We start from the raw sequence: 14006 nt of genomic DNA, 5'->3' as shown, positions 1-14006 counted from the left end.
CGATGGTCGCCGTCGCGGTCGCGGCCCTGTACCACGGGGCAGCAGCGCGGGCGGCACCAGGTAAATCCAGCGCCACCGCGACGGCCTCGACAGCGCAGGCCAGCGCAGCCAGCCTGCAGTCCGCCCTGCCGGCAGCCCCGGCCGCGACGTCGGCCGCAACCCCGGTCGCAATCCCGGCGCTGGCCCTGTTGCACGAATACGCACTGACGCCGGACATCGTCGCCATGGCGCATTGCTGGCAAATTCCCGGACAAGACAAGGTGCTGGTCGCCGCCAAGGGCGCGCCCGAGTCAGTGGCCCGCTTGTGCGGCATGCCAGCGCAGCAGACAGCGGCGATGCTGCAACAAGTCGAACAACTGGCAGCGCGCGGCCTGCGCGTGCTGGCGGTGGCGCACGCCAGCAGCGCCGGCACGCAGTGGCCCGCCGCGCTCGATGGCTTTGCCTTCGAATGGCAGGGCCTGGTGGCGTTTGCCGATCCGCTGCGTCCTGAAGTGCCGGCAGCGGTTGCCGACTGCCACCGCGCCGGCATGCGGGTGATCATGATCACCGGCGACTATCCCGCCACTGCCTTGTCGATTGCGCGCCAGGCCGGCATCCCATCGCACCGGGTCGTGACCGGCGCTGAACTGGCAGCGATGGATGAGCAGGTCTTGCGCGCGGCGGTGCGTGAGGTGCACGTGTACGCCCGCATCAAGCCCGAGCAAAAGCTGCGGCTGGTGCTGGCCTTGCGCGACATTGGCGAGGTAGTGGCAATGACTGGCGACGGCATCAACGATGCGCCGGCGCTGAAGGCCGCCCATATCGGCATCAGCATGGGACAGCGCGGCACCGACGTCGCCCGCGAAGCCTCGTCGCTGGTGCTGCTGGAGGACGACTTCGGCGCCATCGTGCAAGCGGTGCGCATGGGACGCCGCATTTACGACAACCTGCGCAAGGCAATGGCTTACGTGATTGCCGCGCACTTGCCGATTGCCGGCATGGCGCTGCTGCCGCTGTTGGCCGGCGCGCCGCTGGCCTTGCTGCCGGCGCATATCGTCTTCCTTGAACTGATCATCGACCCTGCCTGCGCCACGGTGTTTGAAAACGAGCCGCCGGAAGATGACTTGATGACCCGCCCGCCGCGTCCGCCTGGCCTGGCGCTGCTTGGCTGGGACAACCTGCAGCTGGCGCTGGTGGGCGGCGGCCTGGTGCTGCTGGCGGTGGCGGCGGTGTTTTTTGGCGCACTGGCCGCTGGTGCGGCCGAGACCGCGGCCCGCGGGCTGGCGTTCATCACCCTCGTGCTGGGCAACCTGGGGCTGATCGTGGTCAACCGCTCGCGCGCTGCCAATTTGCTGTCGGTACTGCGGCGCCGCAACAGCGCGCAGTGGTGGGTGCTGGGCGGCACGCTGGCAAGCCTGTTGCTGGTATTTGAAAATGACTGGTTGCGCCGTGCGTTTCGGTTTGACCTGCCCGACGCTACCGGCCTGGCGCTGGCCGCCCTGGCGACGCTGGCGGCGATTGTGGCGGCAGAAATGTTCAAGCGGCTGGTACGGCATGGCGCCGCCAACTAGCAGCACGCGGCCAGGTCAATCCTGAACGGGGGACTTGGGAGCACGCGCCATCGCGCGCTCAAGGCTGCCTGCGGATTCGCCGCCATATTCCCGCCACCCGGCGGCCCGCGCCAATCAAGCCGTCCGGCAGCCATGCCACCAGGAAAATCATGGACAGGCCAAGCGTCATTTGCCAGTGGTCGGCGACCCGGCCCAGCAAGGCGGCAGACGAGAAAAATTCCTTCAGCAGCACGAAGGCAACAGTACCCAGCACCGCGCCGCGCAGGCTGCCCAGGCCGCCCAATATGATCATCAGCAGCACGGCGCCCGACTCGTGCCAGGACAGGAATTCGGGATTGACGCCGCCATTCTTGGCAGCCATCAGGAATCCCGACAGGCCGGCCAGCATGCCGGCGATGACGAACGCAGCCAGCTTGTAGAAATAGGTCCGGTAACCGCTGGCGCGCATGCGGTCTTCATTGATGCGAATGCCGGCCAGCGCGTGGCCGAACGGTGAGCGCCGGATCAATGCCAGCAAGCCATAAGTCAGCACCAGCGCTGCCAGCGAAAACCAGTACTTGTGCAGGCCATTGTCGAGGTCGGCCAGCACCTGGCCCGCCAGCGCCAGCGTCGGCCGGACATTGAGAAATATGCCATCGCTGCCGCCGCCCAGCTGGGTATCGTGGAAAACGAAATACGCCAGTTGCGCAAACGCCAGCGTCACCATGATGAAGTACACGCCCCGCGTGCGCAGCGACAGTGCGCCGACCGCCAGCGCGTAGACGCCGGCCGCCAGCATTGCCAGCGGCAGCAAGGCAGCGACTGATCCGGCCTCGGATTCCGGCGAACCCAGCACCGTGACATATGCGCCAATACCGAAGAAAGCGGCATGCCCCAGGCTGACCAGCCCCGTCATGCCGACCAGCAGTTCGAGGCTCAGCGCAAAGATTGCATAGATCACGATGCGCAGGACCAGGTCCTGCAAGTAGCCCGACAGGAAGAGCGGCATCACTGCCAGCGCCAGGGCAATCGCCAGCGGCAGCAGCGACTGCCGCCATAACGGGACCGTGATTGTGGTGTTGGTTTGGCGCATGTCAGTAGCCCTTGCTGCGCAAGCCTTGCGGCTTCCAGACCAGGATCAGCGCCATCAGGATATACACGCTCATGCCGCTGTACTGCGCAAAGAAAACCTTGCCGAAGGTGTCGACAAATCCGACCATCAGCGAGGCGATCAGCGCGCCCGAGATCGAGCCGATGCCGCCGATCACGACCACCACAAAACAGATGATCAGGATCTGCCCGCCCATGCCCGGATAGACCGACGACGCGGGCGCGGCGATCATGCCTGCCAGCGCCGCCAGCGCGACGCCGGCGGCGAACACGATGCGGTACAGCAGCCGGATGTTGATGCCCAGTGCGCCGACCATTTCACGGTTGCTGGCGCCGGCCCGCACCATCATGCCCAGCCGGGTACGGTTGACGACCAGGTACAGGCCCACGGCCACCACCAGGCATGCGAAGGATGCGAACAGGTTGTAGACCGGATAGTCCATCAGATTGCCCAGCGCAAAACCGCCGGACAGCCAGGACGGCACGGCCACGCCGTGGACCTCGTTGCCCACCAGCATGCTGCGCGCTTCCTCGAATACCAGGATCAGCGAATACGTCATCAGCACTTGCTGCAAGTGATTGCGCTGGTACAGGTAGCTGAAAAACAGCCATTCGAGAATGAAGCCGAACAGCGCCGACAGCAGCACCCCGGCCAGCAGTTGCAGCAGGAACTGGTCGCCGAACAGCGGCGCCAGCACGAAGGCCATGTAGGCGCCGATCATGTAGAAGCTGCCATGCGCCAGGTTGATCACGCCCATGATGCCGAAGATCAGCGTCAGTCCGCTGGCGACAAGGAATAGCAGCAGGCCGTACTGCACCGCATTCAGGCACTGGACCAGGAAGGTTGGAAGATCCATGTGGGGTCGTGAGGGAAGGGGGTCAAGCGCGGTATTGAGCCAGGCATCCCGATTGGAGGCACACGCTCGATTCAGGCATGTTCATGGCGCAGGCTACGATGCAATGCAGCCTGCTTGGTTTGGATTGGCGAGGGCCCGGAGCCGGCCCCGGCCATCGCCAATCCTGCATTACATCTTGCAGCCGCGACCCGGGTCGGCGAGCTGCTTGATCGCCACGCCCTGGAACTCGTTGAGATTGCCCTTGACCTGGCGGATGTAGATGTCGTGCACGGGATTATGCGAGGCGGACAGCTTGAATTTTCCGCGCGGGCTGTCGATTTCCGCTTTTTCGATGCCGGTCACCACTTGCTCCAGTTTCCGGATATCGCCATTGGCCGCCTTCAGTCCGGCCGTCAGCATCTGCGCCGCATCGTAACCCTGTACCGCATAAACGTCGGCATTGGTCTTGTAGGTCTTGGCGAAATTCAGCCGGAAAGCCTTGTCACGCGCGATATTGAGGTTGTCGGCGTAATGCAGCGTGGTGATCATGCCCTGTGCTGCCGCGCCCTGCGCTTCGAGCGTGCCGTCGGTCAGGAAGCCGGGGCCCACCAGCGGGATGGTCTTGTTCATGCCGGTCGCCGCGTAGTCCTTGACGAACTTGACTGCGCCGCCACCGGCGAAGAAGGAGTACACCACATCCGGCTTTTGCGAGGCGATCTGGGTCAGCAGCGCCTGGAATTCCACATTGGGGAAGGCAATGTTCATGCTCTGCATGATCTTGCCGCCGCCTTTTTCGAAGCCTTCGGCAAAGCCCTTCACCGATTCATTGCCGGCGGCATAGTTCCAGGTCACGGTGATGGCCTTCTTGTAGCCTTTCTTGGCCGCCAGCTGGCCCATCGCATACGCCGGTTGCCAGTTGGAGAACGAGCTGCGGAACACGGTCTTGCTGCAGATCGGACCGGTGATTGCATCGGCGCCGGCGTTCGGAATGATCAATAGCTTGTTGCTTTCCTTGGCAGCGCGCGCCATGGCCAGCGCCACGCCGGAGTGAACGGTGCCGATCACGACATCCACCTGGTCGCGCTTGATCAGCTTGTTGACGTTGTCGGTCGCCTTGGAGGGGTCGGACTCATCGTCCACCTTGAAGTACTGGATTTCCTGGCCGGCCAGTTTTCCGCCCTGTTCCTGCACGTACAGCTTGAAACCATTCTCGATCATGTTGCCCAGGTTGGCATAGGTGCCGGTGTAGGGCAGCATCAGCCCCACCTTGATCGGCGCGGCCTTGGCCGGGGCGGTCTGTGCGTGGCTGGCGCCGGTCAGTACGAACGCGGCTGCCGCAAGCGTCAGGTGGATGGTCGAATGGCGGTGAAACATGAAGTCTCCTGGTTGGGCGATGTCTTGTTGCCGGCCCGGTGCCCGATTGCACCTTGCCGGCGTTTTTTTTGGCTCGATCGGTGTACTTGTGCGACCTGTCTTTGCGTGGCCTGCCGCAGCCGACCCAAGGGCTGTCTGGCCGGCAACTCGTGGATCATGAAGTCATTGATCGGCGCGGTCAACCTCGGCCGGACCGATTTTCGTTCCGGCCTGGCGGCCAGGCCAGGCGTGCGGTGACGCTGGCGGTGCTGGCGGCGCGGAACCCCGGCGCCGCCGAGCTCAGGAGATGTGCTGGTAGTACAGGTTCTGCGGGTGGTTGGCCTGGGCAAAAAAGAACCAGCGCTCCGCCACCAGGCCGATGTACTGGACAATGAACGCCAGCACCAGCATCAGGGCCATGTCCCATGCCAGTCCCAGCGCCAGCATCGCCAGCGGCAGGGCGAACGCAAAGCACAGGAACAGCGACTTGACCAGTTTGAGCAGCGCCGGGCTCTTGCCGTGGAAGTACTGGCGGGTGTTGAACGAGCCGCCCATCGCACCCTGTGCTTTTTGCGTGACCTTTGGGTGATGCAGTCCGGTGGCGCTTTGTATCGTCGATTTTGGCTTCAGGCGGGCGTTACGCCGCAGCGACAACAGGCGGCTTGCCAGCCCGAATGCGCCAAACAGCAGCGCCAGCAACACGAACAGGGTCGCATGGACCGGGGCTGCAAGCGCTGCATAAGCGCTCGCCAGCGTAAAGCCGGACGCCAGGCCCAGCAGCACGAAATTGACGATCGTCAGCGGGCTGGCCCATTCCTGCAGGAAGCGCAGGCAGGCATAGATCATCGCCGTGCAGTAGAACAGGGCGGCGCAGCAGACCAGCCCGAGCGCACCCACCACCAGCGTCGGTGCGCCGCTGCCAATGAAATAGTGCAGTGCGCCGTAGGCAAACACCGCCAGCATGAAAACCGGCAGCGCAATGCATTCGCGCGATAGCCATGAGGTGCGCCACATGGCTATCGCGCGCCAGGCGCGCTCCGGATGCCCGAGATGGAAAAACGAGGCCACCAGCCCAGCCATCAGGAACAGCAGGGAAATCGCGCTGCCGGCGGCAAAGTAGCTGCTGCCGGCCGGGCTGGCGCCGCCGGCGCCCAGGATCACCAGTTCGGACAGGTAAAGCGCAACGAACAGCCCCTGGCCAGCGCCGATCAGGGTGGTCAGGAATACAACCGAAAATGCCGGGTTCATGCAATGCCTATTGTGTTGATTCGGACGTCAGCGCCGCCGTCTCTTGACGGGGGCGGCGTACTTCCTTCGGTTCGGCGGGCCGCGATTGCTGCACGCCGAGCTCGGCCACGATGTCGATCTTGCGCCGCGGCAGGTAATGGTTGGACGGCCTGGTGTCCCATTCCGGCATCAGCGCATAACCGCCGTGCTCGCGAATGGCGACCGACACTTCCGACTGCGGATCATGGATGTCGCCAAACAGGCGCGCACTGGTCGGGCAGGCCAGCACGCAGGCCGGCTTGCGATCCCGCTCCGGCAGGGCCGTGTTGTTGATGCGGTCCTCGCACAAGGTGCACTTGCTCATTTCCTGGCGCTGCTCATCAAGCTCGCGCGCGCCATACGGACAGGCCCAGGCGCAGTAGTTGCAGCCGATGCACTTGTCATAGTCGACCAGCACGATGCCGTCCGACGGACGCTTGTAACTGGCGCCGGTCGGACACACCGGCACGCAGGGCGGATCTTCGCAATGCAGGCAGGACTTGGGGAAATGCACCGTTTCCGTCATCGGAAACACGCCCACTTCAAAGGTCTGGACGCGATTGAAAAAGGTGCCGCTCGGACTGGCGCCGTAAGGATTCTGGTCCGACAGGGTGCCGGCCTCGCCCGAGGTGTTCCATGACTTGCAACTGGTGACACAAGCATGGCAGCCGACGCAGACGTTCAAGTCGATAACGAGTGCGAGTTGCGTCATTTGAACCATCCTTTGCCGGCGGAATACGCCATCCACGTCTTCTTCAGCGTCGCCGTGCCGGGCAGCGCCTGCATGGCGCCGAACTGCGGCCAGGTTTGCTGTGGTTCCGGTTCGGCGGCCGGCTTGATGCGCACCCGCACGTCGTACCAGCCGGCTTGCCCGGTCACCGGGTCGGAATTCGATACCCGTGGCCGGTTCTGCACCGATGGCAGCTCTTCCGTGATCAGGTGGTTCAGCAGGAAACCTTTTTGCGATTCATCGGCATCCGGCGTCAGGTGCCAGGCGCCGGCCGCCTTGCCGATGGCGTTCCAGGTCCAGACGGTGCCCGGTTCCACCGCTTCGCTGTAGCGGCACATGCAGCGTACTTTGCCCCACGACGATTCAACCCACATCCAGCCGCCGTCTTCCACACCGGCGCGGCTGGCCGTGCCGGGATTGACGAACAGGTAGTTGTGGCTGTGGATCTGACGCAGCCAGGCGTTTTGCGAATCCCAGGAGTGGTACATCGCCATTGGCCGCTGCGTCACGGCGTTGAGCGGATAACTGTCCTGGTCGGTGTTCTCGGCTTCCAGCGGCTCGTACCAGAACGGCAGCGGATCGAAATAGGTGTCGATCCGCTGGCGCAGGTTTTCCGGCGGTTGCCGGCCGGCGCGCTTGCCCTGCGCGGCCAGGCGGAATTTTTGCATCACATCGGAATAGATGTGGATCACGATCGGTTCGGTGAAGCGGCGCAGCCTCTTGGACTGCGCCCATTCCAGGTAATCCTTGTTCCAGTTGCGCATGTATTGCATCGATGGCGGCAAGCGATGGTGGAACACGCAGTTGTTTTCTTCGTAGCGTTTCCACTGGTCCGGATTGGGCGCGCCCTTCATCGATTTTTCGCCATTTTCGCCGCGCCAGCCGGCCAGGAAGCCGACGCCGGAACCCGGCTCAGTCTCATAGTTGACGATGAAGTCGGGGTAATCGCGGAACTTGCGGCTGCCGTCGGCATGCACGAAGGCCGGCAGGTTCAGGCGGCCGGCCAGTTCCACCAGCACTTCCTGGAACGGCTTGCATTCGCCTGTTGGCGGCAAGACCGGAATGCGCACCGAATCGACCGGGCCGTCGAATTCCGATATCGGCCGGTCCAGCATCGACATCACGTCATGCCGCTCCAGATAGGTGGTGTCCGGCAGCACCAGGTCGGCGAAGGCGGTGGTCTCGGATTCGAAGGCATCGCACACCACCAGGAACGGAATCTTGTATTCGCCGGTGTCGTCGCGATCGTTCAGCATGCGCCGCACTTCGGTGGTGTTCATGCTGGAATTCCAGGCCATGTTGGCCATGAAAATCATCAGCGTGTCGATCTTGTACGGATCGCCGCGCCAGGCATTGGTGATGACGTTGTGCATCATGCCGTGCACCGCCAGCGGATACTCCCAGGAGAAGCCCTTGTCGATGCGCATCGGACTGCCATTCTCGTCGACAAACAAGTCTTCCGGATCGGCCGGCCAGCCCAGCGGTGGCGCGGCCAGCGGTGTATTGGGCTTGATCGCGTCCGGCGCGCGCGGCGGCTTGGCGCTGGGCGGAATCGCGCGCGGGTAGGGCGCCTTGTGGCGAAAGCCGCCGGGTCGGTCGATGGTGCCCAGGAGTGACATCAGGATCGCCAGCGAACGCACGGTCTGGAAGCCATTGGAATGCGCGGCCAGGCCGCGCATGGCATGGAAAGCAACCGGATTGCCGGTCACCTTGGCATGGCTGCGGCCCCAACTGTCGGTCCAGGGAATATCGAGTTCGATTTTCTGGTCGCGCGCGGTCACGCCCATTTCGCGCGCGAGTTGTCGGATCCGATCCGCCGCAATGCCGGTAATGCCGGCGGCCCATTCCGGCGTGCAGTCGCGCACCCGGTCGACCAGCAACTGGAATGCCGGCGTCACCGGCGTGCCATCGGCCAGCTTGAATTTGCCGCGCAGCGCCGGCGTCACGCCTTCGGTGTGGGTCACTACCGGCCGGTCGCTGACGCTGTCCCACCAGAGCCGGTTCTGCGGATACATGGGGTTGGCGGCAGCGCTGCCGTCCTGCACGAACAGGCCGCTGTCGGCGCTGTCGGCGTCCTGGTTGACCAGGTAACCGGCATTGGAAAAGCCGGCGATGAACTCGTTGTCGACCAGGTCGTCTTCGATCAATTGATGAATCAGCGCCAGCAGCAGCGCGCCGTCGGTGCCGGGCTTGATCGGAATCCACTCGTCGGCAATCGCGGAATAACCGGTGCGCACCGGATTGATCGAAATGAAGCGCCCGCCATTGCGCTTGAAGCGCGCCAGCGCGATTTTCATCGGGTTGGAATGGTGGTCTTCAGCGGTGCCGAGCATCACGAACAGCCGGGCGTGATCCAGGTCCGGCCCGCCGAACTCCCAGAACGAGCCGCCGATCGTGTAGATCATGCCGGCGGCCATGTTGACTGAACAAAAGCCCCCGTGCGCCGCATAGTTGGGCGTGCCGAACTGGCGCGCAAACAGGCCGGTCAGGGCTTGCATCTGGTCACGGCCGGTAAACAGCGCGAACTGCTTGGGGTCGGTGGCGCGAATCTTGGCCAGGCGCTCGGTCAACAGCGAAAAAGCCTGCTCCCAGGAGATTTCAGTGAATTCGGCCGCGCCGCGCTGGCTGCCTGGCTTGCGCAGCAGTGGCTTGGTCAGGCGCGCCGGCGAATACTGCTTCATCGCGCCGGCAGCGCCCTTGGCGCAGATCACGCCCTGGTTCAGCGGATGGTCGGGATTGCCATCGATATAGCGGATCTCGCCGTCGCGCAAATGCACCCGCACGCCGCAACGGCAGGCGCACATGTAGCAGGTGGTTTTCTTGATCTCTTCCCTGGCCGCAGACGGCTGCGACCCTGTCGGCGTCGCATTCGGATTTGGATAGCGCGCAATGGTGGATTGCTTGGTGGTGCTCATTGACTTCCTTTTCAAGGCGGCGTGCGCCCAGCGGAGAATAGACCAGTCCGCCATGGAAGTCGAAGCGAGTAATTCTCATAACGCTTACCACAAAAATGGATAAGTAATGGAAATTCGCACTGTAAAAGTGGTTAGTGCAAGTGGGGAGCCGCTCGTAGCGCCCTGACATTCCAGTGGCGCCAATACTTGACAAAGAATAAAGCAGCCCTCAAAAAGTGCGCCATTAAGTTAGGCCAACACTATCAAAGCTGTTATATAGTTCAGGCTGCGAAGCCTTTATCCATGCACCTTTGCTGTGCGCGCCACGTCTTGGCCTGCCTGGCCAGATTGCCGCAAAGGGCTGACCCGGGACTGCCTGGCGGCACGTGATCCTTGCCGAAAGGAGACTTTGGCGTCAGAGCGCTTATCGGCTACAGTTCATTTTCGTTTTATTTATCGACCCAACATACAGGAGATCTTTCATGGCCAATCCAGATCCAAAACCGCCGCTGCGCGAAGTCGTCACCATCGACGGCACCAACGTGACGCTGCAGATGAAGAGCAACCCGATCGAAAACCTGGGTGTGCTGACTGGCCAGGAACTGTTTCACTACCTCAATATTTTCGACGACAAGTTCCAGCCGTCCAATTACAACAAGGCCGACGGCACGCCGTTGCGCCTGTTCGATTCCAAGTCGGTCAAGATCGATGTCTCCAAGCGCTCCAAGGAAGACATGGGTTTCTGGCACCGCAACGTCGACAATCACGAAGTGATCATCTGTGTGCGTGGCGCGCTGCGCTGGGAAACCGAAATGGGCACCGTGATCTTGCGTGAAGGCGAAATGATCCTGATTCCAAAGGGCATCAGCCACCGCTCGATGCTGTGCGAGGACTCGCTGGAAGAGAACGTCCTGATCGAACTGAAGATCGCCGAGAAGCTGAATTATGTCGGGGACAATAAATGACCGGCATGAATGACGCCGATCTTATTGTCCGCAGTATTGACTGGCTCATCACGGTCGACCCTACCCGGCGCATCATCCGTGACGCCGCCATTGTCGTAAAGGCGGGCAAATTCGTCGCCATCGGCAAGACCGCCGCGATCGAGCAGGCATGGCGTGCCAGCAAGGTGGTCGACGGCACCGGTACGGTGGTCACCCCTGGTTTTGTCGACAACCACCTGCATGCATCCTTCCAGATGTCGCGCGGCCTGGCCGACGAGGCGAACGCCGCGTCCTTCCTGTACGACCACATGTATCCGTACGAAGGCGCGATGACCGAGGAAGACGTGCACCTGAGTGCGTCGCTGGCGTCGGTTGAATTGCTGCGCCATGGCGTGACCTGTTTCATTGATCCGGGCAACTACCATCCGGACGCGACGGTACGGGCCGTGGCGACATCTGGCACGCGCATGGTTGTTTCGTGCAGCTGCTTCGACAAGACCAAGTCGGTGTTGGGCCTGCTGCCGGAAAGCATGATCGAGACTACCGCACATGGCCTGGCCAAGACCGAGGAAATGCTGTCGAAATACAGCTCCGCCCACGACGGCCGGATCACTGCCAGTGCCTCGTTCCGCGGCCTGAACAACTCGTCGGATGAACTCATTACCGGCCTGAAAAGCCTGTCCCAGAAATACGGCACCTTCCTGCAGACCCATGCCTGCTTCGCCTGTTCGACCCATGATGCCAGCGTCGCCCAAAGCGGTATGGCTGAAGTGGAGCGGCTGGAGTCGCTTGGTGTGCTGGATGACAAAACGCTGCTGGTGCATTCCGGCTGGCTCGAGCCGCAGGAGATCGCGACACTGGTCAAGCGAAAGCCCACCTTGGTCGCCGCGCCTAGCTCCAGCTTGCACAATGGCTACGGCAACATCATGGTCGGGAAGCTGCCCGAACTGATGGCGCTGGGCGTGAATGTCAGCCTGGGTTCAGATCATGCTTCATCGGGCATCGTCGACATGGTGCAGGAAATGCGCAACGTCGCGTTCGGCTACAAGGAAGTGCGCATGAACCCGCGCGTGATGCCGCCCGAGCATGCGCTGGAAATGGCGACCATCAATGGCGCCCGCGGCGCTGGCTTGGCCGACCGCATCGGCAGTATCGAAGTCGGCAAGGACGCCGACATGGTGCTGTTCGACGCCACGGTGCCAGAGTGGCAGCCCTTGTACAACCCGGTTTCCAACCTCGTCTACAGCGCCACCGGCAATACGGTCAAGCATGTGTTCGTTGCTGGCGACCAGGTTTTGAAAGACGGTCGTCCGACCAAGATCGACCAGGACGCGATCATGCGCGAAGTCACCAAAGGCGCGGTCCGCATCGCAAGTCGGCTGGACATGAAGAAGATCGTCAAGCTCTTGTGGCCCGTGGAGTAAGACGCTCAGGCAGCTTTCGCAGCTTGAGCAGGCAGCCGGCGGCGCCTTCGCGCCGCCGGCTGCCCGGATAGCGACCGGCGACCAAAGAGCCATCAAGCAGTGGCCAGTCCTTGCAAAGTCGGTCGCACCGTTGTTCAGCATTGTTTGTATTCGTTCAAGATACTTAGCCATGACAAAAATTACAGAGACACTTGCCGGCGCTTTGCGCAATGAAGCGTACAGCGACCAATATTGGAGCCCGATTGAAAACGCACCGCGCGAAGTCATCGACGGCGTAGTCGAGCACCTGTTCCAGGACCAGATGCGCTTCCTGTGGGAATCCAGCAGCGCCTTGCGCAACCATTGGCAGGCCGCCAATGTCAAGCCGGAAGACATCAAGAGCATTGCCGACATCACGCGCCTGCCGTTCGTCACCAAGACGATGATCCGGGACTCGCAGAAAGAGCATCCGCCGTATGGACTGATGCTGGTGGACGGACTCACGCAGGCCGACATCGTGCGCCTGGCCATGACGTCGGGCACCACCGGCAAGCCGGTGCTGATCCCGTTTCGCAAGCAGGATTACGAGTTGTGGATGCAAGGCGTGGTGCGCTCGTTGTGGTCCGGCGGTGTACGGCGCGGCGACGTGGTGCATGCGGCTTTTGGCTTCACGCCGTTTGTCGGCCTGTTCGGCGCGCATGATGCGAGCGAGCGGCTGATCAATGCGACGGTGGTCCCGGGCGGCTCATGGGACAGCAACATGCGCACCAATACCTTGCCGGCACTGGGCGTGAACGTATTGATGGGCACGCCGACCTACCTGCTGCGCCTTGGCCGCCTGGCCGTGGAAGAGGGGCATGACCTGAAGTCGTGGGGTATCAAGACCTTGTTCGTGACCGGTGAAGTCGGACCGGCATCGTCGCCGGCAACCGGCGCGCGCCTGCGCGACCTGTGGCACTGCGATGTCAACGAGTTTTCCGGTGCGCAGGAACAGAATTACTTTGCCTGGAGCTGCTCGCATGGCGGCTATCACTGGAACGAGGACATGGTGTACGCCGAAGTCCTGGACCCTGAAACCAAGGAGCCGGTGGCAGAAGGCATGCCGGGCGAACTGGTGGTGACCGACTTGCGCCAGCGCACGCATCCGTTGGTGCGCTTCCCGACCGGCGACCTGGTTGGCGGTTTCGAAACCCGCGCTTGTGGCTGTGGCAGGACCCTGAAGCACTTCAAGGGTTTCATCGGCCGCATCGACGACGTGGCGAAAATCCGCGGCGTCAGCGTCGCGCAGTCCGCCATCGAACACGCGATCCGCTCCCACTCGGCAGCATCGGATCACTACGATATCGAATACCTGACCGACAGTTATGGCCTGGACCAGGTCAAGGTCCGGGTCGAGCCGAAGGAGCCGCTGTTTGCCGAGGCGCGTGGCAAGTTCATCCTCGAGTTGCGCGACATCCTCAAGCGCCAGGTGCAGATTTCGATCGATGTGGAAGTGGTCGAGGAGGGCACCTTGCCGCGCTTCGAGCTCAAGTCCAAGCGCGTGCGGGATAACCGCCAGCGGTAACACTGGCGTTCGCAAGAAAATGGCAGGCAGCCTGACAAGAAAAACAGGCTCCAGATTGGTGCATGCGTTGAATAAACGGATCGCTGGCCCGGAACCGATCAGGCGCCTGCCGACAAAACTTACCAAAAGGTCTTCAAAAGGCCTGGATGACTTGTCATTAAGTTAGGACAACACTATAAACGCTGTTATATCCTGTTAATGGAACAGAGCATCGCCGGCCGGTATGCGGGCGTCGGATTACCCAGCTTCGCCAGACATGCGGCTTGCGGCTTGTACTATTGCAGTAAAAATGAAATTGCAGTAACAGTAGGACTGGTGTTTCGCCAATTGAAATTCAAGTTGTTGTTGCCATTACGCGGTGAACCTTCGAGGAGACA

The 14006-nt window shown here is 62.2% G+C and carries 10 protein-coding genes; 4 read left to right on the top strand and 6 right to left on the bottom strand.

The genetic code is table 11. The annotated features are described in order from the left end of the window. On the top strand, positions 1 to 1550 hold a 1550-nt coding region (locus tag Q7T64_RS01190; protein ID WP_304789791.1), incomplete at its 5' end, for a cation-translocating P-type ATPase. A 58-nt stretch (positions 1551 to 1608) separates the two neighbouring features. On the opposite strand, the gene Q7T64_RS01185 is transcribed toward Q7T64_RS01190, so the two are convergent. The 6 genes from Q7T64_RS01185 to Q7T64_RS01160 all read right to left on the bottom strand — a co-directional run bounded on the left by Q7T64_RS01185 (position 1609) and on the right by Q7T64_RS01160 (position 9628). Next, complete coding sequence (locus tag Q7T64_RS01185; protein WP_304789787.1) at positions 1609 to 2622, bottom strand: branched-chain amino acid ABC transporter permease; 1014 nt, start codon at positions 2620 to 2622, stop codon at positions 1609 to 1611. Position 2623: 1 nt separating this feature from the next. Beyond that, positions 2624 to 3496, bottom strand: a complete 873-nt coding sequence (locus tag Q7T64_RS01180) for a branched-chain amino acid ABC transporter permease (RefSeq protein WP_304789784.1) — start codon at positions 3494 to 3496, stop codon at positions 2624 to 2626. A gap of 168 nt (positions 3497 to 3664) precedes the next feature. Beyond that, on the bottom strand, positions 3665 to 4849 hold the full coding sequence (locus Q7T64_RS01175; RefSeq protein ID WP_304789781.1) for an ABC transporter substrate-binding protein: 1185 nt from the start codon (positions 4847 to 4849) through the stop codon (positions 3665 to 3667). Positions 4850 to 5128: 279 nt separating this feature from the next. Further along, on the bottom strand, positions 5129 to 6076 hold the full coding sequence (locus Q7T64_RS01170) for a DmsC/YnfH family molybdoenzyme membrane anchor subunit (protein WP_304789778.1): 948 nt from the start codon (positions 6074 to 6076) through the stop codon (positions 5129 to 5131). A 7-nt stretch (positions 6077 to 6083) separates the two neighbouring features. Continuing rightward, positions 6084 to 6806, bottom strand: a complete 723-nt coding sequence (locus Q7T64_RS01165) for a 4Fe-4S dicluster domain-containing protein (protein WP_304789775.1) — start codon at positions 6804 to 6806, stop codon at positions 6084 to 6086. Then, positions 6803 to 9628 (bottom strand): molybdopterin oxidoreductase family protein, encoded by a 2826-nt coding sequence (locus Q7T64_RS01160; RefSeq protein WP_370653232.1) that lies wholly within the window; start codon positions 9626 to 9628, stop codon positions 6803 to 6805. Before Q7T64_RS01160 ends, Q7T64_RS01165 begins: the two co-directional genes overlap by 4 nt. Before the next feature lie 572 nt (positions 9629 to 10200). Here Q7T64_RS01160 and Q7T64_RS01155 point away from each other — a divergent pair. From Q7T64_RS01155 to Q7T64_RS01145, 3 genes are all read left to right on the top strand, one after another. After that, positions 10201 to 10683: an AraC family ligand binding domain-containing protein gene (locus Q7T64_RS01155; RefSeq protein ID WP_304789767.1), complete on the top strand. Its 483-nt coding sequence runs from the start codon at positions 10201 to 10203 to the stop codon at positions 10681 to 10683. Positions 10684 to 10688: 5 nt separating this feature from the next. After that, positions 10689 to 12086, top strand: coding sequence for an amidohydrolase family protein (locus Q7T64_RS01150; RefSeq protein WP_304789764.1), 1398 nt, complete (start codon positions 10689 to 10691; stop codon positions 12084 to 12086). A gap of 169 nt (positions 12087 to 12255) precedes the next feature. After that, complete coding sequence (locus tag Q7T64_RS01145; protein WP_304789761.1) at positions 12256 to 13629, top strand: phenylacetate--CoA ligase family protein; 1374 nt, start codon at positions 12256 to 12258, stop codon at positions 13627 to 13629. Positions 13630 to 14006: the final 377 nt, after the last annotated feature.

The sequence above is a fragment of the Lacisediminimonas sp. genome (assembly GCF_030645335.1).
Classification (GTDB): Bacteria; Pseudomonadota; Gammaproteobacteria; order Burkholderiales; family Burkholderiaceae_D; genus Lacisediminimonas.
The sequence above is the reverse complement of the archived record's forward strand: the minus strand, read 5'-3'. Positions and strand labels throughout refer to the sequence as shown.

Coding starts and splice junctions, on each gene's coding strand:
- Q7T64_RS01170 (WP_304789778.1), bottom strand. CDS start 6,076: ATGAACCCGGCATTTTCGGTTGTATTCCTGACCACCCTGATCGGCGCT.
- Q7T64_RS01175 (WP_304789781.1), bottom strand. CDS start 4,849: ATGTTTCACCGCCATTCGACCATCCACCTGACGCTTGCGGCAGCCGCG.
- Q7T64_RS01155 (WP_304789767.1), top strand. CDS start 10,201: ATGGCCAATCCAGATCCAAAACCGCCGCTGCGCGAAGTCGTCACCATC.
- Q7T64_RS01150 (WP_304789764.1), top strand. CDS start 10,689: ATGAATGACGCCGATCTTATTGTCCGCAGTATTGACTGGCTCATCACG.
- Q7T64_RS01165 (WP_304789775.1), bottom strand. CDS start 6,806: ATGACGCAACTCGCACTCGTTATCGACTTGAACGTCTGCGTCGGCTGC.
- Q7T64_RS01145 (WP_304789761.1), top strand. CDS start 12,256: ATGACAAAAATTACAGAGACACTTGCCGGCGCTTTGCGCAATGAAGCG.
- Q7T64_RS01185 (WP_304789787.1), bottom strand. CDS start 2,622: ATGCGCCAAACCAACACCACAATCACGGTCCCGTTATGGCGGCAGTCG.
- Q7T64_RS01180 (WP_304789784.1), bottom strand. CDS start 3,496: ATGGATCTTCCAACCTTCCTGGTCCAGTGCCTGAATGCGGTGCAGTAC.
- Q7T64_RS01160 (WP_370653232.1), bottom strand. CDS start 9,628: ATGTGCGCCTGCCGTTGCGGCGTGCGGGTGCATTTGCGCGACGGCGAG.